The following is a 21,740-nucleotide window of genomic DNA, read 5'->3' on the forward strand; positions in this document are numbered from 1 at the left end:
AACGGAGTGAATGTAACTTGCTTTACCGCAATGTTTTCAAACCTATGTTATTTCGGATGGATCCGGAAAAAGCACATCACATGGTTATTGGAGGTCTGGGCGCGGGGGTGCGTATACCAGGCACATTAGCTGCGATGAAGTCGATGTATGGAGTGAAAAGTACACCCGATATGACGACTGAATTGTTTGGACTTTCATTTCCGAGTCCTGTTGGTCTTGCAGCAGGACTCGACAAAAATGCTCAGGCAGTTCCAGGATTGTCTGCGTCAGGCTTTGGATTTATGGAAGTCGGAACAGTAACGCCCAAAGCACAATCCGGTAATGAATTGCCACGTTTGTTTCGTTTGCCTTCAGATGGAGCGCTTGTGAATCGAATGGGCTTCAATAATGAAGGGGCAGCTGCTATGGCGGGAAGATTACGTTCGTTATCTTCTAGACCTATTCCTATAGCAGTCAATATCGGTAAAAATAAAGTCACTGCAAATGCGGATGCAGCTAGCGATTATGAGACTTGTATTCGCACATTGTATCGATACGCTGATTTTTTTGTAGTGAATATCAGTTCACCTAACACACCTGATCTGCGTAACTTGCAACATGGTGATGAATTGAAAGATTTGCTTAGACTGGTAATGGGTGAAATGAAGCGCCAGGCGAAGCAAAATGGCATTTCCAAATCTGTACTGGTCAAAATTGCACCGGATGTCAATGATAATGAACTTGAACATATGGTCGATACGATCGCTGCAAGTGGAGTAGCGGGACTGATTGCTACCAATACCACATTATCCCGCGATGGATTAACTCATCAGCATGCAAGTGAAGCTGGTGGATTAAGTGGTAGACCACTCACCAAGAGATCGACAGAGATTATTTCTCAAGTCTATCGTCAAACAGAAGGTAAACTGCCTATTATCGGTTGTGGAGGAATTTTTTCGGGACAGGATGCTTATGAGAAAATTAGAGCAGGTTCAAGTCTGGTCGAAATCTATACTTCATTTATCTATGAAGGACCGGAAGTGACCCGGAAGATACATATGGATATCCGGGAGCGTATGCTGCGTGACGGATTCACACACATTTCCCAGGCAGTGGGAGCAGATCATCATTAATCCAATATACCCTCGACTCAAGGAAGAGGTCATAGACTGAGGAGGCATGAAGATGGACGGAAGAGACTGGGGATTATTCTTGCTTCCCTATGAGCAAGCGGTTGAAGAATTAAAGGTCAAGTTCAAAACAATGCGTGCAGAACTGAAAAAACGTCAGGAGTATGCACCGATTGAATTTGTAACCGGTCGTGTCAAAAAGATATCGAGTATTCTGGATAAAGCCAAACGTCTAGACGTACCGATGGATCAGCTTGAAACTGGAATCGAGGATATCGCTGGCATCCGTATCATGTGCCAATTTGTAGAAGATATTCGTTGGGTTGCCCAGTATGTACGTTCTCGCAAAGATTTAACAGTGTTATACGAGAAAGATTATATTACTAATTTCAAAGATAGCGGATACCGTAGCTTCCATATGATTGCTGAATATCCGGTACAGACCGCTTTTGGACAAAAAATGGTGCTTGCTGAAATTCAGATTCGTACACTGGCTATGAATTTCTGGGCAACGATTGAACACTCTTTAAATTATAAATACCACAATAGTCTACCTGATGATATTCGGAGCCGACTCAAAACGGCTGCGGAAGCAGCGATGGTGCTTGATAATGAAATGTCCAGTATTCGTGAAGACATTTTATCAGCACAGAAGAGCTTCGAAGACGATTCCAGTATCGTCCATCGGATTCTGACCGATATCCATAAGCTATATTTTTTCCATCTGATTGTAGAAGCGATCGACTTCCGCAGGCGATTTGATGAATTATGGCAAGAACATGACTTTGAAGGGCTCAAAGAATTATCCAGCGATATCAAAGCCATGCTTCGAGCAGAGTCTGTCAAAGTAAGTGGAGAAGAAGATGAAAGCCAATTTTGAGCCACTGTATGTAGCGTATCTGGTCTACTTTAATCGGGATCGTGATTACTTTGAATGTCATGAAGTGCTGGAAGAGTTGTGGCTGGAAAAAGAGCGAGAACCGGTATATCAAGGATTGCTACAAATTGCAGTAGCCCTATTTCACTTCCGTAATGGAACAGTGAATCATACGTATAACAAAATCGCTGGTGCGATCAAGATGATGAAAAGCAGTTATCGTAAGTTACTGCCTTATCAACATCATGCACTAGGGATAAATATGGAAAAGCTAATGGCAGATGTGAGATTGTATATCGAGCGACTAGAACATTATCAAGAACGACCTTTTGATTTCTATGACCTTAATATCGAGATCACTGATCCGTTATTACAAAAAGAAGTAGCTCAAGCGTATCAGACTATTCAACCGAATCTACCGATGCGCATGGGCTACGAACGAGGTCCCAAATCAAAAGAACTCTAGCGCTTGGCAAAATAAGCGCTTGGCAAAATAATCACATTAAATACACATCAAGCTTGCCGTAATGGCAAGCTTTTTGCTATGAGTAGCTTTAAACTATGGTAAAATAAAATGACGTTTGTCTGGATCGATTCAGACAAGTGTATCTATTAACCACCCCAATTAAAGGAGAACGACCAATTATGGCTTTGCAACTCCCGCCGCTATTTGTGCAGCGGATGCAAGATTTGCTCGGTGATGAATTCCAGTCTTTTATAGACAGCTATCAAGAATCTCCCCATGCAGGTATACGCATCAATACACTCAAAATCACCGATCAGGATTTTCAACATATAACGCCATTTGCGTTGCGTTCGATCCCATGGTGTCCTACCGGATATTATGTAGAAGAAGGCACACGCCCGGGCAAACATCCTTATTACCATGCAGGACTTTATTATATTCAAGAACCTAGTGCGATGGCTCCTGTAGAAGCGTTAGACGTACAACCTGGTGATCGGGTACTTGATCTATGTGCGGCGCCTGGAGGCAAGTCTACACAGATTGCAGCGGCTCTACGTGGTCAAGGAATATTGGTCACCAATGATATCAGCGCAGATCGTACCAAAGCACTTGCTAAAAATATGGAATTATACGGTGTACGTAACGCAGTCGTATTGAATGAAACGCCAGAGCATATCGCAGAGCAGTTTGCAGGATTTTTTAATAAAATATTAGTCGATGCTCCTTGTTCAGGTGAAGGTATGTTCCGCAAAGATGAAGATATGGCACGCCAATGGGCGAATCATTCAGTCGAACGCTGTGCGATTATGCAACAAGATATTCTGAATATTGTCGCCAAAATGCTAGCCCCGGGCGGACGCATCGTATACTCTACCTGTACATTTGCTCCAGAAGAAAATGAGCGCAGTATCGCTGTATTTCTAGATCAGCATGCTGACTTTCAAGTGACTACACCGCGACAAGCAGAACATTTTGCAACCGGTCATAGCGATTGGGCACATCAAGTAGAACAGGAATTACAAGTAGGAACCTCAGTATTGAGCGGAACAGCTTTAGATGTTGATAGCGATACTCCGTATCAATCGGTCTCAACAGCTTCACTAGAACAGACTGCCAAAAGCGCTAGACTATGGCCTCACCGTATTGAAGGAGAAGGTCATTATATCTGTGTACTGGATCATCAGGGAGTAACGGAAGAGTTGGAAGAGAATCATTTGATACAAGTAACACAATCATCTACATTTTCCAAAGCGTACACTGACAAACCCAAACGTGCAGATAAACGCCAATCTGCTAAAGATCAACAAGATTGGAAAAGCGACCGCCGTTCAGGTAAAAAAGGCAAAGAACGTCGTTTGGATAGCAAAGCTTCATCTGCCGATCAGCATGAATCTTTATCTATGATTGAAGTGATCGAAGAATTTACTGCACGTGAACTACAATTGGAATGGTCGCAAAACTGGATTCATTTCGGTGGACGTATCTATCAATCGCCGATTACAGAAGAGCAACTCAAAGGTCTTAAAGTAGTACGCCCGGGTTGGTTTGTAGGTACGATAAAGAATGGACGTTTCACCCCATCGCATGCGCTTGCTACCGCATTGCAACCTGTAGAAGCGAAGCGCTGTATTCAACTGCAATCTCATTCAGCCGAAGCGATTTCTTATTTAAAAGGGGAAACGTTAACGATAGATGCCGAGCGAGTAGAACGGAATGCAGATACTTTGCCCAAAGGATACGTACTGGTATGTATAGACGGTTATTCCGTCGGATGGGGCAAATGGCTAGATGGTATGCTTAAAAATGAATACCCAGCAGGATGGAGATGGACATAAAGGTTATGAAGAAAACAGTCAAAAAACAACGTGTCGATAAAATATTAGGAAATCTAGGTTACGGTACACGAAGCGAACTCAAACGTGCAGCCAAGCAAGGACGAATCAAAGTCAATGATGAAGTTATCAAAGACAGCGGACTACAGATCGACCCTTATCAAGAAAAGCTAGAATTTGACGGAGAACAGGTGAATTACCGGGAATATATTTATTTGCTGATGAACAAACCGCAAGGGGTAATCTCAGCTACTGAAGATCGTCATGACTCTACGGTGGTGGATTTATTGGATATCGAATATCAGGTATTTGAACCGTTCCCTGTAGGTCGGTTGGATAAAGACACCGAAGGATTGCTACTCATCACCAACGATGGTCGATTAGCACATGAACTGTTATCACCACGCAAACATGTACCCAAAACATACGAAGCCGATGTACTCGGAGAAGTGACTGAAGAGGATATCGTTCAATTTAGTAAAGGCGTTACGCTAGAAGACGGATATGTAACATTACCGGCTGAATTACAAATTCTTAATCATACACCAAGTCCAGAAGGAACCATGTCCCAGATTCGTCTCACCATATCGGAAGGCAAATTCCATCAAGTAAAACGAATGTTTGAATCTGTGGGCAAAAAAGTAACCTTCCTCAAGCGTGTCTCTATGGGTGCTTTGCAACTAGATCCAACTTTGCCAACTGGAGAATACCGCGAATTGACTGCTGAAGAACTGGTTCAGATTGGGCGAGGAACTGAATAATAAATGTAAGGACAGGTGAACAATGACATACCGTTTAATTGCACTCGATATGGATGGAACTCTTTTAAATGATCAGCATGAGATTTCGCCACAGACCGCAGCATCGATCAAGCAAGTCGCCGCGCAAGGGGTAGAGATCGTATTTTGCACAGGTCGAACACCAATTAACTCGATTCCGTACATGGAACAGTTAGGATTACACGAGGATGGTTATGTGATTGTCCACAATGGGGCAGCAACTGTCCATGCAGGTACGCGAGAGATTGTGCATCAATTTCCGTTAGCTGCGCAAGGGCTTGATCCATATATCCAGTACTGTCAGCAACATCATATCCATTTTGATATCAATACTGCGTTTGGCTTATACGTGGATTCTATAGATCAATTACAAGCAGATGCTGGCAAAATGTATGATAACTTTCTGATGACACCTCAAGTGTTGCCACCATGGAGCGAATTTACAGAACCTGTGCTCAAGCTAAGTGCTTTTGCTTCGATTGAGCAGTTAGATCAAGCGTATGCAGAATGGAGTACGTGGAATCCAGAGTTCAATATGCTACGCAGTGGAGAGTTTTTTGTTGATCTGATGCATCCTCAATCTTCTAAAGGTGCTTCACTGCAAGCACTGGCTGAAAGTAAAGGGATTGCTCCTTCCGAAGTGATAGCTATTGGTAACTATTTCAATGATCTATCAATGATTACGTATGCTGGACTCGGAGTCGCTATGGACAATTCTCCAATGGAAGTCAAAGCGGCGGCAGATGAGGTCACGTTATCTAACAACGAAGATGGGATTCATCACGTTCTAGTCAAGCATGGACTGATATCTGCTTAAATTTACCAAACCGCTCGATATTTTGAGCGGTTTTATTGTGTTGGTTGACTTCAATACATGGTACAATCAATAATTATCAGCATACAGGAAGGAGGAACAATTTTGAGATTGTTGCAAGCTTTGTTTTTTCCTCCTGAACAGCCAGGGGGCGTATCGTCCATGATCCCTTATTTGCAGGAACGGTTCAGTTCTGCACGCTGGGAGATGGAATTATTTTCTTTGCCCAAACGGATTCGTAATAAAGGAAAAGAAGACGTGGTTTTTGAAACGTTTGACTGGACGATCTATAGTGCAAGCCCTATCGTACAAAAGTATATTCAGACGTATAAAGATTATCGCTGGTGGGCGAAAATGCGATTGAATAAACCGTACGATCTGATTCACTCTCATCATCCACTGGTCGGTATGGTGATGAAAGAAGTATTCCCGGATACACCACTGGTACAGACGATTCACTCCAGTTATGAACGTGAGCTGATTTTGAATGGTAAAATCGAACGTGGTGGATTGGAAGATCAATTTTTGACATCGTTGTACCGTGAACTAGAACATAAAGCAGATATTTTGATGACGGTGTCTCATTCGTTCCGTCAATACTTAGCACCTTTTTTAGATCGTCCTGAACAAGTTAGAGTATTACCGAATGGATTTGATGAGAAACGTTTCAAGCCAATCGCTCATGAAAATGAAGTGGCTCAGCTGATCACCGTATGTCGACTTGTGCCTGCTAAAGGGCTAGATACCTTACTAGAAGCTTGCGCGCTTCTCAAACAGCGTGGACAAGCGTATGTACTGCATATCATCGGAGATGGCCCGAGTCGTACCGATCTTGAAGACCTGGCGAAAAAGTTAGGCATTTATGAAGAAACGATTTTTTACGGATATACATTACATCCAGAAGAGTTTATGCCTTTCTTTGATATCTTTGTTCTGCCTTCGCGCGCAGAAGCATTCGGTTCTGTGTTTGCAGAAGCCGCATTGTGCTGGTTAGCACTGGTAGGGACAGATATTGGCGGAATTGCCGAGCAGATTGAAGATGGTGTCAATGGATTATTAGTTCCACCTGAAAATGAAGTGTTACTTGCTGATGCGCTAGAGAAAGTGATCAATGATCCTTCGTATCGGTATGAATTGGCGCGTACAGGCTGGGAAAAAGCCAAAACACAATATTCATTAAGCCATATTGTAAATGAACTCAAAAAGCTATACCTTGAATTTCAACCTGAAAATTCAGTAGAGTCGGTATCGAACGTATCTATATTACCGAATGAACCAGAATAGAAAAGCCAATCTTAGCACACAATAAATGATATGATTACAGTAAGGCAACACAAGAATACCGGTGATGGGGGTCGGAGAAAATGGAAGAATTAAAAGAACGTATTTTGGCAGAAGGATCGGTTATGTCTAACGATGTGCTGAAATTAGATGCATTATTGAATCATCAAGTCGATCCACAACTGATTATGCGTATGGGTAAAGAATTTGCAGATTTATATCGTACAGAAGGTGTGACCAAAGTAGTCACTGTTGAGTCCTCAGGGATTCCAGTCGCTTTTACAACGGCTTTTGAATTAGGGGTACCACTTGTTTTTGCACGCCGTAAAAAGACTTTGCTTGCTGATCCTGATTCGTTGATCGAGCGAGTGCCTTCCTTTACCAAAGGGATAGTGACCGATATTATGTTATCTCGTCAATTCGTTACCGAGAATGATCGCATTTTATTTATTGATGATATTATCGCTAATGGAGATGCGGCGCGTGGAATGATTCGAATTATTGAACGTTCCGGTGCAACATTGGTAGGAGTAGGGATTGTGATCGAGAAATGTTTCCAAAGTGGAGCACAAGCGATTCGTGATCAGAATATTCGTCTGGATTCACTGGTCAAAATTACTTCACTTCAAGATGGACAAATTACATTCGGGTGATCCAAAGTGGTATAATAGACGTAGTTATGATGTAGATAGACAATTTCACCAATTAGTTTCTAGTTGAATAAAATTTGTTGCAACAAAGTCTTATATTCGGTAAAGAAGATTCCGATATGTTACAATATAACCCATATTCTTGTTTGGTTGTATAGACGCAACTCATAGTAATCAACAGATGATTATGAAGTGAACGATCGACACATCTGTCACTACATTTACAAATATCTTTAACCTTTTGTTGAAAATATGAGCAATCTCTTTCCAAATGGGGTATATTTGTCTTATAATAAAGATATGTTATCGAGGGGAGGCAGACCAATGGGGAAAGAACCGATTACTGAAGAGTTCTTCATCAAAAAACTAGCCGATGCAAAAATTCACTTCGAGCGTGCTTTAGATTGTAAGCACACTGAATTTGATGACCTGTATCCCTATATGATTGAACATCCTCAGTTCTTTTGGTATAAACGCTATGTTGCCTGGTCAGAACTATTGACCATTGTAGGATTGTGTAAAGACCTGGATTTTGCTTGGGAGCAAGAATTTTCAGCTCATCAAGTAGAATATGTAGAACAACGTGTGATGTCAGCTAAAGTGCTTGATTTCTGGTTCGAGAAAAATGATACCAAAGAACCTGCACAGCGTTAATCCGCTTTAGGAAAATCCTTTGTCGTTACAGTCAACTAGAATCTACAGACATTTCAACAAATTATCAGACCTAAATGGGATTTCATTTAGGTCTTTTTTTGTACACATAAATACAATAGAAAAGAGGGTGACATAATGATTACAGATGATGAATTAGATGCATATCGGGTATCCGGTGAGAAAGTCCGTGTCGTTCGTGATGATATTCGAGAAAATGATATTCGGGGTATTGTAGTAGCGTGGGATGATGAACAGGTATTGATTCGTCGCCCAAATCGTAATGTAGTTAAATTAAGCCGTAGCTATATCTACCAACCTTCCAAAGAAGAGCGTCGAAGTCCTTTAGATGAAATGGAAGATACAGTACATCCAGCATCTGAGGAATAAGGCTTTATACTTGTAAATACTATATAGCATGTATGTGAGACTAAATAGTACGTAAACGATATCATGATTAGGATCTATCTATAACCCAAATGATCCTAATTAAAATAAGAACTTGAGAAATTGATCTAAAGTTATACAGAGAGTGATCCAAAGTTCTATACAGAAGTAATACACAATTGCACAAAAAAAAGCATCTATCGATCGTCTGAACAGCAGACAGATCATAGATGCTTTTATTATATAAAAGCCATTCAAGGAGTTGAATGAAAATATAGTATAGCGAAATGTGTGGTTTCACTAACAATGATTAGGATTGAATCTAGGTCATATCTATCTGTTAACCCCTAGAACAACTGTAATTAACCAAGAGTACCTGTACGATAAGGACGATAACCAGAGTAACGAGAAGGTTCGCGTAACTTGGTATTGTTAGACACGGTTGCAGGATGTGGAGAACCTTGATCTTCATAAGACGAAGGTGTATGAACAGCCGGAACAGGAGACAATCCCAGATAAGCACGCATCCGTTCGTTCGCTTCTTGATGAAACTCGGTGATGCCTAATTGAAAAGTACCATGATGACCACTGCAAAGAATCTGAGCTTCAATATGAGTAGCCGATTGATCAATCTCGTACAATCGCAAATTATGGCTACGTAGATCACGACGAACTTCTGACAACAATAGATTAGTGCGGTCCATACCGCTACGAATCACTTCCATATATAATCCAGCCGACGGTAGTTGATTGCTTTCCTCTAACGACTTAGCATCACGATCAAATTTCTTTTGAATATAAACAAGCAACAGATAGCTTTTTACCAGAGAGCGTTCTTCTTCGGATAAAAATACAGCCATTCATATCACCACCTAGTATAAGAACTTATGTTCTTATTATATGGTATAACTTGTAAAGATGCAATACTTTGTTCGTAAAAAAGGCGAACAAAATAAAATATGATTCGCTGTTAGCAGAATTATAGATAATTTGATTACACCTTATTAATATCATAATCAATTAATAATTTAATCTATGAAAACGAAAAAGCTAACCTGCTTAGTGTTCATAAAGGTCAGTTTTGGTGAAATTATAAGAAGAGACTATTGATCCGCATTGCCGTTTCCTAATCAATACTGTAATGAATAAATAGGATTTGCAATACAAAAGGAAGTACACACATCAGGTACATAGCGGAGTAATAGGATCGATTCGACCAAATATGGATATATTGGAAGGGGAAGATCTTCATGACAGAACGCATATTTATCAGCCCGGGAAAATACGTACAGGGTAGAGATGTTACTGATAAAGCAGGAGAATATGTAAAAGGAATTAGCGATGGCAAAGCATTGGTAATCGCCGATGATATTGTCTGGGATATTGCAGGTAACCGGGTATTAGAAAGCTTGGACAAAGCGGGTGTACAGTACACCAAAGCCGTATTTAATGGTGAAGCTTCAACCAATGAGATTAATCGCCTAGCTGGACTCGGTAAAGAAGGTCAAGCCACTATCGTTGTGGGTGTAGGTGGCGGTAAAACGTTAGATACAGCCAAAGCGGTTAGCGATCAGTTAGGTGGATATAGTGTGATTATCCCAACAACTGCTTCTACAGATGCGCCAACCAGTGCACTTTCTGTTATCTACTCAGATGAAGGTGTATTTGAAAGTTATAAATTTTACAATAAAAATCCTGACTTGATTCTTGTCGATACCAAAACGATTGCAGGGGCACCGCCACGCTTCCTATCTTCAGGTATAGCAGATGCTCTGGCAACATGGGTAGAAGCAAGAGCGGTTATCGAAGCGCGTGCAACAACAATGGCAGGTGGTCTAACAACGATTGCGGCTGAAGCGATTGCCCGTAAATGTGAAGAAGTATTGTTCGACTATGGTGTACTTGCTTATGAATCGGTTAAACGCAAAGTGGTTACACCTGCGCTTGAATCAGTTGTAGAAGCGAATACACTACTAAGTGGACTAGGATTCGAAAGTGGTGGTCTAGCCGCGGCACATGCGATCCATAACGGATTCACTGTATTAGATGGAGAGATTCATCATATGACACATGGTGAAAAAGTCGCTTTCGGTACATTGTCGCAACTGGCACTTGAAAAACGTTCTATTGAAGAAATCGAGCGTTATATTGCTTTCTATATCAGCTTGGAATTACCTGTTACATTAGAAGATCTACATTTACAAGATGCAACAGATGAAGATCTTTATCGTGTAGCAGAAGCAGCTACCAAAGCAGATGAGACTGCTCATAATCTTCCGTTCCCTGTGACCGCCGATGATGTCAAAGATGCTATTATCGCAGCCGATCAATACTCTAAAGCATACAAAGCTAAATTGAAAAATCAATAAAACCGTATCGGAATATATGACACTTTTAGTGATGCGTACTATAGTATTTTTGTAATGATTTACTGTAGTAACGGTATAATATAGAAGTGAGTGTATAATCATACGATTTTTTATACGAAGAACAAAAGCCTACTTTTACCATTTATTTGGTGAAAGTAGGCTTTTTTGCTTTCATTATTCGACATTTTCTGATAGGGTAGGAAAGATAGGATATAAGAATGTAGAGATCAACAAGTATTTTTTTATCCAGTAAATAAAGATGGTTGCGTAAGTGCAAGGAAGGTTGGGAATATGAGAAAGTTTGCGTTTGCTTCATATCTAATGTATTTTCTAGCAGGATTAGTCGTCACTACGATTGGAGCGATTATGCCGCAGTTACTCGGGCATTACAATCTAAGTTATACTGAAGGTGGAACACTGGTATTTATCGGTTCAATCGGATTCCTAATCGGAGTTCCATTGTCTGCTTATATGATGCACCGATTTGGTGAAAAGGTCACACTGGCAATTTCTGCCCTTGTTATCGCTGTAACGCAGGGGATGATGCTAACATTACCGCAGTATTCGTGGATTACAGTCTTGAACTTTTTTAACAGTCTAAGTGTATCTGCGATTGAAGTTGTAGTCGCGGCGTTAGTTATGGAGCGATTTGTAAGTCGTAGAGCGGTAACGATGAGTTATTTGGAAGTGTCTTTCGGTCTGGGAGCGTTAGGGATGCCTGTTTTTGCAAGCGGTTTTATTGCACTCGGGCACTGGCAATGGGTATTTGCAGTAACAGGATTGATCTCACTTGTGATGGGGATTGTATGGATGCGGATTCAATATTCTGGTGAAGAAGAGTCTTCAGCTCATCAAGCTATCGATGCGGTAGAAGTTGCACCTTCGGCTACTGTAACAGGCAGACATAAAATAGTATTATTAAGCATATTTTTGCTGATGATTTTTGTATATTGTGGAATTGAAGGCAGTCTCAATAATTTCTTATCATCTATCTTTATTACGTATTTCGGCAGTTCGGAATATTATGCTTCGATCAGTATTGGTGCATTCTGGGGAGCGATGGTCGTTGGACGACTTGCAACCGGTTGGATTATCCGTCGTGTGAATTACAGTCGTTTTCTATTGATTAGTATGTCGCTTAGTCTATTGGTTCTGCTAGCATTTCTAGTATTCCGTCAAGAATGGGCTGGATATCTGTTAGTACCATTGTTAGGATTTACGATGTCAGGTGTCTATTCGATCACAATGGTCTATGCCAATCATACACTACCCGGTATGGCACGTACGGTTACCAGTCTGATTACAGGATTTGCAGGCTTCGGTAATGCAGTATTCCCTGTATTGATCGGCTATACGATGGATCGTGCACCGATTCAAGTGTCTTTGATGTTGATCGCCAGTTATGCGGTAGCCTTTTTAATTCTGTTATTGATCATTATGGGCAATTATCGCAAATGGAAACGTACAGATGCACACGAAGCAGTAAAGGCATGATGATAATAGAATGTATACTGCTTAATCGTCAAAAGGAGGCAGAATCGATATGAGTAATCTAGGTTTATGGGAAGATGCAGAACCTGGGGTAAAACGCTGTATTTTGAATGCCAATGCAGGCTTAATGATGATGGAAGTTCACTTTGCCAAAGGAGCAGAAGGATACCAGCATCACCATCCTCATCAGCAGATGAGTTATTGTCTACGGGGTTCATTTACATTCACGATCGATAATCAGCAGACAACACTTACTCAAGGGCAGTCTATCAATATTCCGCCTCATGCCAGTCATGGAGTTGTAGCACTGGAAGAAGATTCTGCTCTGCTAGATGTATTTACTCCGATTCGCGAAGATTTGTTAAAATTGTAAACACAGATCAAGCTATCTCTTTACATAAAGTGAAGAGGTAGCTATTTTTATATCCATACCCATATAGAAGGCATACCTAGAACTAATTAGAGAATCTCAGATTTCTATGGATTAATATGGTAAAATTAAAAAGAGTGTGTATATGGATAAGAATGATATGTATATAACTAATAGATAGTACATAATGTGTGCTTTTTACTCTCATTTTACGTTATATTTAGAAATATTTACAAATAAAGCGATTAAATTTAAAATTTTAAACAAACTTGTGTGATATAAATGGTAAAGAGAATGCTTGTTACCTATAATGTGCATAGGACGTTATAAGTTAACAACGTTCATCCAATACAAGCTACATAGGAGGCTGGAAAATGAAAAGATTTTTGTCCACAGCACTACTTGCATTGATGTTAACGGTTGTCTTCTTTACCGGTTCACAAGTAACACCTGTTGCACAGCCAGAAAAAGCTTCAGCAGCGACTTGTACGATTATCAACACATTTACAGGTGTATCGAATTACATCAAAGCGAACAAAACATTGCCTTGTAACTTTATTACGAAATCTCAAGCATCAGCACTTGGATGGGTGTCTTCGAAAGGAAACCTGGCAGATGTAGCTCCGGGTAAAAGTATCGGTGGAGATGTATTCAGCAACCGCGAAGGATTACTTCCAACAGCAAGTGGACGCACATGGCGTGAGGCAGATATTAACTACACTTCCGGCTTCCGCAACTCCGATCGTATCTTGTACTCTAACGACGGTCTAGTGTACAAAACAACAGATCACTATGCTTCATTTACCAAAATGTAGAACATAAACGTTGTTCATACGCGTATGCCAGAGCAGATGATTGCTTCTGGCATATCGCTATGAATAGCACTTTAAGATGTAAAGGATGAGATAACAATGAAAATGGTAACGATCAATGGCGAGGACTTTCATACGATCACCGAATTACACGAGACTTTACAACAGAAGCTAGAATTGCCTGAATTTTATGGAAAAAATCTAGATGCACTATGGGATTGCTTAACAGGCATGATCGAATTGCCATTACAGATGGAATGGTTGAATTATGATGTAAGCCGTCAACGTCTAGGTGATAAAGCCGATCAGGTGCTGAGTGTATTGGAAGAAGCTCAAGCGGAAGGTAATGGCTTTCGGATATGGGTAAGGGATGAAGTGGAAGATTGAATATAGAAGATTAAGATAGGCAAATATAGAAGTGAAGAAAAAGCTGTGCTCAGAAGAGTAACAGCTTTTTTTGATGATTATTTTTAGTGTGAAGAACACATTGATGATTTATCTTAACAGTTTATAATTAAAATAATTATTTGAGACTATATTTGAAAAATATCTAACCAAAGGAGAAAAAATGATTATTTTATTTTTAGTTTCTATTTTAAGTAATATTATAAGTATAGCTTATTCTATTGATCTAATTATTAAATCTAGATCAAAATCAGAAGGATTTATATTACAATATAGTTTACCATTTTTAGTAACTTTTCTATCTCCCTTATTAATAACTCATTTATTTAATTTTTCTATTTGGATGTCATTAATTTTAGTTATAGGAATTGGTATAAAATTCACATATTTTTTTAGTAACAGTTATAACGAAAGTGTTAGCTACATAATGGAAACAGATAATTGTGAGCATTTGAGGAATCCAAAATTAGAAGATTTAATTGTGAAAATGTGTTTAGAACAGGGAATAAACAAAATTGATATTGATTTAATAAATAATTCTAAAGAAATTAATGCTCAAGCATCTTCTAAGTTACGTTCTAGACAACATCAAATTAGTATTACAAAAAAGAGTTTAGATTTAGAATATAATACTGTAATAGCATTAGTAGCTCATGAAATATTTCATTTAAAGTTTATGGATACTACTGTCATAGCAAATTTGAAAAGAGTATTAAATAATTTATGTTTGTTTGTTAGTTTTATTGTATTTGTACAATTTTTAAATTTTATTAGTGAATATTTAAGTTTTTACAATTTTCTGACCCTTATATTTTGTTTAATTGCATTACTTTATTTTATTCTCATGATGATTTTTTTATTAATAGACAATAGAAGATTTTGGAACCAAATTCAAGAATTAAAAGCTGATAGATTTGCAAGCCAATTATCTAATGTTGGAGCAAGGGAATATATTAAATTACTTCATATTTTGAAGAGTCAAGAAGATTATCATTGGGCTAATTATACTTGGTACCAAAAAATATATTTTAAGTATTTTTTGATATTAGACCATCCTTCTATTGATAGAAGAATATACTTGATAGAAAATTATAAGAAATGGACATACATGGATCTTACAAAACATCTTTTTTTAATGATGAAATGGTTCTTGACTGGAAAAGGATGGATTGGAAGATAATGATTTATAAAGGAGAATAACATTGGAATATTATGTGTCAAAAAAGATTATCAAGAAAATATCTCAAAGAATTTGGAACTTATTACGTCAGGAAAAAGTAACCAGATCTATGGTAAGAGAAACTACTTTAACAGATATTATTTTCTCTGAGCTAATAAATCATAGTAATAACTCTATATTAGCTAAACAAAGAGAGAAAGAAGAATCTAAAAATGGAGCTGATATGGAATGGTGGATGTGGAGTCGTTCAAGTAGAAAAGCTATAAGTTTTAGAATTCAAGCTAAAAAACTTGATTATAAAACTTCAAGTTATTTAAAATTAGATCATAAGCATCAAATGGAAAATTTGATCAACACGTCAATGGAAGAAAATTTTGTACCTATTTACTTTTTTTATAATTATCTTGATGATGAGCAGAATATATACCATTCATGGGAGTACGCTTTTGCTCACGATATAGCTAGTATAAAATCTGACAATCAATTAAGAAATTTTAAAAAAAGAATTATTTTAGAAAGTTATTGTAAGCCTGTAGATGATTTTTTTTGCGAATCAGATGATATTTTAGAATATATACTCAAATCTTATTTAAAAGTAAATCCATCTATTATTAAAGAAAATTATTATAAAGAAAAGTTACCAACATACATTCAGGAACTTCGAAAATCCAGAAAAAAATTATTGAATCGAAAGTTGAATAAGAAAAAACAAGTTACAAATGTTGGATCAAATATGTTACCAAAAGATTCATCATTTAAAGCTTTTATAAATGAAATATTTAATCTTTCTTTTTTAGGATTAATTGATTGGTTAAAAGTAGAAATATCACCAATAAATCATGTGAAGTTTCCACTTAATGCTCCAGATGTCAAGTATATTATATTTACAGAAATATAATATACTTGGTATTAAATTTGTTTTAGTTGTAGCTTAAATCTCAACCGATCTTTTAACCCTTGCTCATACATCACCGACTCTGCTATTCCCTGTAGCAGAGTCACTACATTACAATAATCCATCAATAATTTCATTCCCTCTGGTTCCACATATGTACATAACTCGGTAAACAGCCGATCACTTTCCAACATCAACTTCTTATAATCTTCTGATCCATAAATAATCGTATTCGCTATACTTTCCATCCGCATTGACTTGAATTGATTAAAATCTTTTTCAAAATCATCCATAATGTAGACCTCCAAAAAGTGATGCTATTATCGTAGCATCGCTTATTTTAGCTGTATACGGTCACTCTGATAGCGAAGTGATGTCACTCGTGAAGTTTGGTATACTGACTACTTGCACTTAAATTTAATAAAGGCGGTACGTCACATGCTATGGATTAGTGGAAATATCCGATTTGAACTCAACATCTTACATTATGATTATCCTCTAGAAAGAGTTGAATGCTTATATGACGACTGGCTAACGGTGCAGTTGATCGCTCAAGATGAGAATGGATTACAGTGGGAGGCGAGCAGTTCTTGTATGCTAGCCAAAGAATTGCAGGACTTACGAGATTGGTTTAGTTCGATACTAGTACAGAATGTGGTGTGGCAGACTTTCTATTTCATGGAAGCTGAATTGAGTTTTGAATATATTCCAAATGAAACGGTGAAAATAGAAATATCTCAGTCTTTTTATCCTAAAGCATTAATGGAGCATGGTAGACAAACGGTAGATAAATATCTGATGATGGAATTACCTGAAGACGTTTTGTACGATATTATAAAGCAATTGGATAATATGATTGTAGAATTTCCACAACGTTCCACCAAGCAATGAATTGATTATTAGAATGAAATAAAAGGGAATCTCAAGTATTACATACAACTAGATATGTGCAAAATAACTGAGATCGAATAATTAAACGCTGAATTTATTCGTTTGAGGTAGCAGCATAAGGAGGGTAACATTCAAGATGATAAGTATAGATCGAACATTTGCCATCAAACTTAGTGTAATGATTCGAAGCCAATTAATAGATTATCAATATTATTACCCTTTTTGTGACGCAATTATTGAAAAGAATGATAAGACGCCTTATTGGATTATTGAACTCAGTATGACTAAAGATCCAGAAATAGCAGGGGGTATTGCTTTATTATATGCTAGTTTGGATGCATGTGAAGAATTTGATATCCATTATAAATGTAATCTTTACATTGCTTGTTTGTATGTGAAATATGTAGAAGGGCATCTATCTTGGTCGAGTTTTCTAGTGAAAGCTGGAATGTACACTGATGGTATGCCATATGCTAACGAGAATTACGATTATTTTTTTAATAAATTAAATGTACTTGAAAAAAATAAACATCATACATTACTGCTTGAACAACAAAAACAAGAGATTTTTTCTATTTTTGAGAAAGAAATTAACAAAATAAGTACACAATTAGAATTTTTAAAAATATATTATAAGCCATATTTATCTGAACATAATGAAACTTAGCGTAGTTATACATGTTATCTGAAAAAGCCAGTTCAACCTAGTCAATTATAAACAGCAATAAAGGCGAATAAATGTAGTAAGAAAAAAAGGGTAAGAACAGTTTTTGTCTATTTTTATACTAATACCATAGTCACCAAGAGAATGGTAAGGCTCAATTTCTTCATGCGGTGTCAAACTATATTGCTTTATAAGGCGATCTTTTATTGCTTGATCGCTTTGATTAGATGGTTCAGCATAGACAAGTTGAGGTTGGATCATAGTGATACATAAAGCCAGACTAAGCACTATAGTTAGTAATACTATTTTGGATTTCAATAGGAAGTACTCCTTTTAAATTATGATCAATGTTTTCAATTCTTACTATGTAATAGAGTATACATTCAATAAAATCATCTCATCAGTATACCGGAACAACACCATATCGCCAACCTACATCAATACTCTCTAAAAAGGGTATGGTATCATGGAGAGTATATAATCAATCACAACACAGAGATCGAACAGGGGGCATTTTTGTTGAAAAAGATATTATCAGGTATTGTACTGATTCTGGTATTGGGTGTTATCTTTATCACCCAATTGCAAGATGGATCTTCTACAAATACAAGTACCACAGCATCTAATCAGACCGCACAGGTTGATTCAAATGATTCGCAGACACCGAATCAATCGTCAAGTAAATCGACAAACAACACTAGCCAAACCCAAAATAACCAGAGTAGCAACACCAACAAGTCTAATACATCGAATACGTGCAAAGTTATCAATACCTTTGACGGTGTTGCGAATTATCTGAAAGAATACAAAAAATTACCTTGTAACTATATCACCAAGTCCAAAGCAGAATCGTTGGGCTGGGAATCGTCGAAAGGTAATCTGGATAAAGTTGCCCCTGGTAAAAGTATTGGTGGAGATTATTTTAGTAACTACGAAAAATTGTTGCCTACATCCAAAGGGCGCAAATGGCATGAAGCTGATATCAACTACACGTCTGGTTTTCGGGGAGCTAATCGGATATTGTACTCTACCGATGGCTTAATTTATAAAACAACCGATCATTACGATTCATTTCAACAGATCAAATAAAATGGTATCCTCAACTCTATATTCAATAGCGAAGATCGACAATGATTGTCGGTCTTTTGTTATAATGATAGCGATCTTATACGTACAGATGATCAATCGAGTTAAGAATGGAGTACAGCAACAACAAGTTGAAAGGAAAAACCCAGATGACAAATAATCAGATGCAACAAGCGATTGAATTACGCAAAGATGGACAAGCCGAACAAGCAAAGACGATTTTACTGAATCTATTGTTTTCAGATCCCAATGATCCTGGGTTGTTATATCAGGTGGCATGGACGTATGACAATCTAGGATTAGAAGCACAAGCTGTGCCTTATTATGAACAAGCTCTTGCCAATGGATTAGAAGGGGAAGATCGTCAGGGAGCGATGCTGGGACTCGGTAGTACTTATCGCACATTAGCTCATTACGACAAGGCAGCGGCTCTTTTTAAGCAAGCGATTCAAGAGTATCCTGAAGCACGAGAATTTAAAGTGTTTTATGCGATGGTGTTATACAATCTAGAACAATATGCAGAAGGAATGAAGCTATTAATGACTGAACTTGCAGAGACAACCAGTGATAAAGGGATTGAACAGTATCAGCGAGCGATTTTATTTTATGCGGACAAGTTAGATCAGGTGTGGGAGTAAGCAGGAATGTACAGATTACATAGATAAATAAAAGGAGCTGTTTGATATGCATACATGTAGTATACGAGCCGTTACAGCAGATGATCAGGATTTTTTGTGGGAGACGTTGTATTTGTCGCTATATGTACGTGAAGGGGAAAAGCCTTTTGAGCGGGAAGTAATTCATGAACCACATTTAGCAAAGTATGTGGAACATTGGGGTCAAGCTGGAGATATAGGTTATATAGCAATCAACGACCAACAACAACCGATTGGAGCTGTAACCGCTAGAGTCTTACCTGAAGATAATCAGGGATATGGTTATATTGATGATGTGACGCCAGAGTTAGGATTAGCTGTATTGGATGATTATCGCGGGCAGGGTATCGGTACAGCACTGATGGAAGCATTGCTTACTGAATTGCGACAACAGCAGATTGCTCAAGTCTCATTAAGTGTTGACCCGAGCAATCCAGTGGTGCGTTTGTATAAGCGGCTAGGATTTCAAGAAGTAGGTACTGTTGGCACATCGATTACAATGTTATTCGTCTTATAAATGTATAGATGAGGTGGATAGTGAATCATTCACTTGGAAGTGATCAATAATACGTTGTTTGAATAACTCTGTAATTTCATTATGAGGTTTGGACTTTAATTCGATAATGCCATGACTTATCATAATAGGTTCACCGAGAGATACTATTTTTAACGTATTAGCTTGAAGTTCGCTTTCGACAGAGCACTTGGGAACGAGCGCAATACCTATACCATTTAGCACTGTTTGTTTGATCATTTCTAAGCTAGCATACTCAATATTCTGATAATCCAACTTGCCATGATCGACGAGCACTTTATTAGCTATAGATTGATAAATACAATTACTACCGAAGCCTATCATCCGAACTTCATGACTTAGTAGCTTTTCCTCACTTACCCGGGTAGAAGCGATCAAGACAAATTCTTCTTCTAAAATAGGCGTATAACGAATAGCACTAAGCTTGGGATCGATAGGAGCAATACCCAAATCGATTTTTTGGTTAATCACATCATCGATCATACTTTGATGAAAACCTGTTGTTAATTTAATTTCTGATGTCGGATAATCTTCCAGAAAGTCGAAGATAGGCTTAGAGAAGTGAGTCACGCAAAATGATTCCAACGCTTTAATTCGAATAATTCCTTGCACTTCATGAAGATTATCGTGTAACTGTTCGGTCAGTTGTAATAACGTATAAGCATATGTTGCAAATAGTTTTCCTTTTTCTGTAGGAATGACACCGTTAATCGTTCGATAGAATAACTGCACATGTAGTAGTTCTTCCAGAATCTGAATATGATTAGTCACCGTTGATTGAGAAAAGCCTAACATTATCGAAGCTTTACTGATATTTCGTTGCTCATATGTTTTGAGAAACGTATAAATATATTTACCATCCAGTTGATTTAGCATCATAAATACTCCATCATTTTATTAGATAATACTTATCAATATTATTCATTATATAGATACCTTATATTCGTGTATACTCTGAATAGAGAACATTATGGATAGAGGAGTAATGATAGTGGAGAAAGCAATAAAAGCCTATTTTGCTAAATTCGTAACACATGCGAGGTCGCCTTTGAAAATAAATATATGGCAGGCTGTCGTTGCTTTTGTAGGAGGATTTTTGACGATACTTCTATTAGAAAGTATTGCTGAAGGATTGCAATGGTCTTTAGTAATAGCTCCTTTTGGAGCAAGTTGTGTGCTGGCTTTTGTACTGCCAGAGGCTCCTGTATCACAGCCAAGAAATATTATAGGTGGACATATGGTCACAACTTTGTGCGGTCTGACAGTGTATCATCTTTGGGGAAATAGTATTTGGTCTTTGTCGGTTGCTGTTGGATTAGGCATCGCGCTAATGTTACTGACCAAAACGACTCATCCGCCTGCTGGAGCCAATCCTATTGTAGTTATAACCGCAGCAAGTACGTGGTCTTTTCTAGTGACTCCGGTATTAATCGGCTCAATTGTTATCGTATGCGTAGCTGTGCTCTACAATAATTTAATCAAAAATAGAAAATATCCTACATTTTGGATATAATAAAAAAGGATCATATCAAGGTTATAT

Annotated in this window: 27 protein-coding genes; 23 read left to right on the plus strand and 4 right to left on the minus strand. The window is 38.0% G+C overall.

What is annotated here, in order from left to right:
- Positions 1-17 precede the first annotated feature (17 nt).
- The 10 genes from PQ456_RS07925 to PQ456_RS07970 all read left to right on the plus strand — a co-directional run bounded on the left by PQ456_RS07925 (position 18) and on the right by PQ456_RS07970 (position 8,849).
- Positions 18-1,112, plus strand: coding sequence for a quinone-dependent dihydroorotate dehydrogenase (locus PQ456_RS07925; protein ID WP_273615631.1), 1,095 nt, complete (start codon positions 18-20; stop codon positions 1,110-1,112).
- A 52-nt stretch (positions 1,113-1,164) separates the two neighbouring features.
- A complete protein-coding gene (gene yjbM / locus PQ456_RS07930) occupies positions 1,165-1,989 on the plus strand; it encodes a GTP diphosphokinase (protein ID WP_273615632.1) in 825 nt (274 codons plus the stop codon).
- Entirely contained in the window at positions 1,973-2,452 is a 480-nt protein-coding gene (locus PQ456_RS07935; protein WP_273615633.1) for a DUF309 domain-containing protein, read from the plus strand. The genes yjbM and PQ456_RS07935 overlap by 17 nt, the downstream gene beginning before the upstream one ends.
- A 179-nt stretch (positions 2,453-2,631) precedes the next feature.
- On the plus strand, positions 2,632-4,287 hold the full coding sequence (locus PQ456_RS07940; RefSeq protein ID WP_273615634.1) for an RsmF rRNA methyltransferase first C-terminal domain-containing protein: 1,656 nt from the start codon (positions 2,632-2,634) through the stop codon (positions 4,285-4,287).
- Positions 4,278-5,045, plus strand: a complete 768-nt coding sequence (locus PQ456_RS07945) for a pseudouridine synthase (RefSeq protein ID WP_420540648.1) — start codon at positions 4,278-4,280, stop codon at positions 5,043-5,045. Before PQ456_RS07940 ends, PQ456_RS07945 begins: the two co-directional genes overlap by 10 nt.
- Positions 5,046-5,067: 22 nt before the next feature.
- Positions 5,068-5,880: a Cof-type HAD-IIB family hydrolase gene (locus tag PQ456_RS07950; protein ID WP_273615635.1), complete on the plus strand. Its 813-nt coding sequence runs from the start codon at positions 5,068-5,070 to the stop codon at positions 5,878-5,880.
- Between the two features lie 102 nt (positions 5,881-5,982).
- The gene (locus tag PQ456_RS07955; RefSeq protein ID WP_273615636.1) at positions 5,983-7,161 is read left to right on the plus strand and encodes a glycosyltransferase family 4 protein; all 1,179 of its coding nucleotides are present in this window, start codon (positions 5,983-5,985) and stop codon (positions 7,159-7,161) included.
- An 80-nt stretch (positions 7,162-7,241) separates the two neighbouring features.
- Positions 7,242-7,811, plus strand: a complete 570-nt coding sequence (locus PQ456_RS07960; RefSeq protein ID WP_273615637.1) for a xanthine phosphoribosyltransferase — start codon at positions 7,242-7,244, stop codon at positions 7,809-7,811.
- A gap of 321 nt (positions 7,812-8,132) precedes the next feature.
- Positions 8,133-8,462, plus strand: a complete 330-nt coding sequence (locus PQ456_RS07965; RefSeq protein ID WP_069327821.1) for a hypothetical protein — start codon at positions 8,133-8,135, stop codon at positions 8,460-8,462.
- A 135-nt stretch (positions 8,463-8,597) separates the two neighbouring features.
- On the plus strand, positions 8,598-8,849 hold the full coding sequence (locus PQ456_RS07970) for a hypothetical protein (RefSeq protein WP_273615638.1): 252 nt from the start codon (positions 8,598-8,600) through the stop codon (positions 8,847-8,849).
- A 359-nt stretch (positions 8,850-9,208) separates the two neighbouring features.
- Here the strand turns inward: PQ456_RS07970 and PQ456_RS07975 are convergent, their stop codons facing one another.
- Positions 9,209-9,706, minus strand: a complete 498-nt coding sequence (locus PQ456_RS07975) for a YhjD family protein (RefSeq protein WP_273615639.1) — start codon at positions 9,704-9,706, stop codon at positions 9,209-9,211.
- A gap of 390 nt (positions 9,707-10,096) precedes the next feature.
- On the opposite strand from PQ456_RS07975, the gene PQ456_RS07980 reads away from it, so the two are divergent.
- From PQ456_RS07980 to PQ456_RS08010, 7 genes are all read left to right on the plus strand, one after another.
- Complete coding sequence (locus PQ456_RS07980; protein WP_273615640.1) at positions 10,097-11,215, plus strand: glycerol dehydrogenase; 1,119 nt, start codon at positions 10,097-10,099, stop codon at positions 11,213-11,215.
- 291 nt (positions 11,216-11,506) lie between these two features.
- The gene (locus tag PQ456_RS07985) at positions 11,507-12,709 is read left to right on the plus strand and encodes an MFS transporter (RefSeq protein WP_273615641.1); all 1,203 of its coding nucleotides are present in this window, start codon (positions 11,507-11,509) and stop codon (positions 12,707-12,709) included.
- 49 nt (positions 12,710-12,758) lie between these two features.
- Positions 12,759-13,079: a cupin domain-containing protein gene (locus tag PQ456_RS07990; RefSeq protein WP_273615642.1), complete on the plus strand. Its 321-nt coding sequence runs from the start codon at positions 12,759-12,761 to the stop codon at positions 13,077-13,079.
- A 371-nt stretch (positions 13,080-13,450) separates the two neighbouring features.
- A complete protein-coding gene (locus tag PQ456_RS07995) occupies positions 13,451-13,891 on the plus strand; it encodes a ribonuclease (RefSeq protein ID WP_204824707.1) in 441 nt (146 codons plus the stop codon).
- 96 nt (positions 13,892-13,987) lie between these two features.
- The gene (locus PQ456_RS08000) at positions 13,988-14,275 is read left to right on the plus strand and encodes a barstar family protein (RefSeq protein ID WP_273615643.1); all 288 of its coding nucleotides are present in this window, start codon (positions 13,988-13,990) and stop codon (positions 14,273-14,275) included.
- Positions 14,276-14,456: 181 nt separating this feature from the next.
- Positions 14,457-15,473, plus strand: a complete 1,017-nt coding sequence (locus PQ456_RS08005) for a M48 family metalloprotease (protein ID WP_273615644.1) — start codon at positions 14,457-14,459, stop codon at positions 15,471-15,473.
- 22 nt (positions 15,474-15,495) lie between these two features.
- Positions 15,496-16,371, plus strand: a complete 876-nt coding sequence (locus tag PQ456_RS08010; protein ID WP_273615645.1) for a DUF6615 family protein — start codon at positions 15,496-15,498, stop codon at positions 16,369-16,371.
- Between the two features lie 11 nt (positions 16,372-16,382).
- On the opposite strand, the gene PQ456_RS08015 is transcribed toward PQ456_RS08010, so the two are convergent.
- Complete coding sequence (locus PQ456_RS08015) at positions 16,383-16,661, minus strand: hypothetical protein (protein ID WP_273615646.1); 279 nt, start codon at positions 16,659-16,661, stop codon at positions 16,383-16,385.
- A 145-nt stretch (positions 16,662-16,806) separates the two neighbouring features.
- On the opposite strand from PQ456_RS08015, the gene PQ456_RS08020 reads away from it, so the two are divergent.
- Both PQ456_RS08020 and PQ456_RS08025 read left to right on the plus strand, forming a co-directional pair.
- The gene (locus PQ456_RS08020; protein WP_273615647.1) at positions 16,807-17,259 is read left to right on the plus strand and encodes a WapI family immunity protein; all 453 of its coding nucleotides are present in this window, start codon (positions 16,807-16,809) and stop codon (positions 17,257-17,259) included.
- Between the two features lie 136 nt (positions 17,260-17,395).
- Positions 17,396-17,926, plus strand: coding sequence for a hypothetical protein (locus PQ456_RS08025; RefSeq protein WP_273615648.1), 531 nt, complete (start codon positions 17,396-17,398; stop codon positions 17,924-17,926).
- A gap of 45 nt (positions 17,927-17,971) precedes the next feature.
- Here PQ456_RS08025 and PQ456_RS08030 read toward each other — a convergent pair whose 3' ends face one another.
- A complete protein-coding gene (locus PQ456_RS08030) occupies positions 17,972-18,241 on the minus strand; it encodes a hypothetical protein (RefSeq protein ID WP_273615649.1) in 270 nt (89 codons plus the stop codon).
- A 201-nt stretch (positions 18,242-18,442) separates the two neighbouring features.
- Here PQ456_RS08030 and PQ456_RS08035 point away from each other — a divergent pair, with 201 nt between their 5' ends.
- The 3 genes from PQ456_RS08035 (at position 18,443) to PQ456_RS08045 (ending at position 20,182) form a co-directional block, all read left to right on the plus strand.
- A complete protein-coding gene (locus PQ456_RS08035; protein WP_273615650.1) occupies positions 18,443-19,012 on the plus strand; it encodes a ribonuclease domain-containing protein in 570 nt (189 codons plus the stop codon).
- A gap of 146 nt (positions 19,013-19,158) precedes the next feature.
- Entirely contained in the window at positions 19,159-19,647 is a 489-nt protein-coding gene (locus tag PQ456_RS08040; protein ID WP_273615651.1) for a tetratricopeptide repeat protein, read from the plus strand.
- Between the two features lie 46 nt (positions 19,648-19,693).
- Positions 19,694-20,182, plus strand: coding sequence for a GNAT family N-acetyltransferase (locus PQ456_RS08045; protein WP_273615652.1), 489 nt, complete (start codon positions 19,694-19,696; stop codon positions 20,180-20,182).
- Here the strand turns inward: PQ456_RS08045 and PQ456_RS08050 are convergent.
- Positions 20,177-21,076 carry a LysR family transcriptional regulator gene (locus tag PQ456_RS08050; protein WP_273615653.1) on the minus strand — a complete coding sequence of 300 codons (900 nt, stop codon included), beginning with the start codon at positions 21,074-21,076 and terminating at the stop codon, positions 20,177-20,179. The genes PQ456_RS08045 and PQ456_RS08050 overlap by 6 nt on opposite strands.
- Positions 21,077-21,191: 115 nt before the next feature.
- Here PQ456_RS08050 and PQ456_RS08055 point away from each other — a divergent pair, with 115 nt between their 5' ends.
- Positions 21,192-21,713, plus strand: a complete 522-nt coding sequence (locus tag PQ456_RS08055; protein WP_273615654.1) for an HPP family protein — start codon at positions 21,192-21,194, stop codon at positions 21,711-21,713.
- Positions 21,714-21,740: the final 27 nt, after the last annotated feature.

The organism is Paenibacillus kyungheensis (assembly GCF_028606985.1).
Lineage (GTDB): Bacteria > Bacillota > Bacilli > Paenibacillales > Paenibacillaceae > Saccharibacillus > Saccharibacillus kyungheensis.

Coding starts and splice junctions, on each gene's coding strand:
- yjbM (WP_273615632.1), top strand. CDS start 1,165: ATGGACGGAAGAGACTGGGGATTATTCTTGCTTCCCTATGAGCAAGCG.
- PQ456_RS07935 (WP_273615633.1), top strand. CDS start 1,973: ATGAAAGCCAATTTTGAGCCACTGTATGTAGCGTATCTGGTCTACTTT.
- PQ456_RS07940 (WP_273615634.1), top strand. CDS start 2,632: ATGGCTTTGCAACTCCCGCCGCTATTTGTGCAGCGGATGCAAGATTTG.
- PQ456_RS07945 (WP_420540648.1), top strand. CDS start 4,278: ATGGACATAAAGGTTATGAAGAAAACAGTCAAAAAACAACGTGTCGAT.
- PQ456_RS07950 (WP_273615635.1), top strand. CDS start 5,068: ATGACATACCGTTTAATTGCACTCGATATGGATGGAACTCTTTTAAAT.
- PQ456_RS07960 (WP_273615637.1), top strand. CDS start 7,242: ATGGAAGAATTAAAAGAACGTATTTTGGCAGAAGGATCGGTTATGTCT.
- PQ456_RS07965 (WP_069327821.1), top strand. CDS start 8,133: ATGGGGAAAGAACCGATTACTGAAGAGTTCTTCATCAAAAAACTAGCC.
- PQ456_RS07970 (WP_273615638.1), top strand. CDS start 8,598: ATGATTACAGATGATGAATTAGATGCATATCGGGTATCCGGTGAGAAA.
- PQ456_RS07975 (WP_273615639.1), bottom strand. CDS start 9,706: ATGGCTGTATTTTTATCCGAAGAAGAACGCTCTCTGGTAAAAAGCTAT.
- PQ456_RS07980 (WP_273615640.1), top strand. CDS start 10,097: ATGACAGAACGCATATTTATCAGCCCGGGAAAATACGTACAGGGTAGA.
- PQ456_RS07985 (WP_273615641.1), top strand. CDS start 11,507: ATGAGAAAGTTTGCGTTTGCTTCATATCTAATGTATTTTCTAGCAGGA.
- PQ456_RS07990 (WP_273615642.1), top strand. CDS start 12,759: ATGAGTAATCTAGGTTTATGGGAAGATGCAGAACCTGGGGTAAAACGC.
- PQ456_RS07995 (WP_204824707.1), top strand. CDS start 13,451: ATGAAAAGATTTTTGTCCACAGCACTACTTGCATTGATGTTAACGGTT.
- PQ456_RS08000 (WP_273615643.1), top strand. CDS start 13,988: ATGAAAATGGTAACGATCAATGGCGAGGACTTTCATACGATCACCGAA.
- PQ456_RS08005 (WP_273615644.1), top strand. CDS start 14,457: ATGATTATTTTATTTTTAGTTTCTATTTTAAGTAATATTATAAGTATA.
- PQ456_RS08015 (WP_273615646.1), bottom strand. CDS start 16,661: ATGGATGATTTTGAAAAAGATTTTAATCAATTCAAGTCAATGCGGATG.
- PQ456_RS08020 (WP_273615647.1), top strand. CDS start 16,807: ATGCTATGGATTAGTGGAAATATCCGATTTGAACTCAACATCTTACAT.
- PQ456_RS08025 (WP_273615648.1), top strand. CDS start 17,396: ATGATAAGTATAGATCGAACATTTGCCATCAAACTTAGTGTAATGATT.
- PQ456_RS08040 (WP_273615651.1), top strand. CDS start 19,159: ATGACAAATAATCAGATGCAACAAGCGATTGAATTACGCAAAGATGGA.
- PQ456_RS08045 (WP_273615652.1), top strand. CDS start 19,694: ATGCATACATGTAGTATACGAGCCGTTACAGCAGATGATCAGGATTTT.
- PQ456_RS08050 (WP_273615653.1), bottom strand. CDS start 21,076: ATGCTAAATCAACTGGATGGTAAATATATTTATACGTTTCTCAAAACA.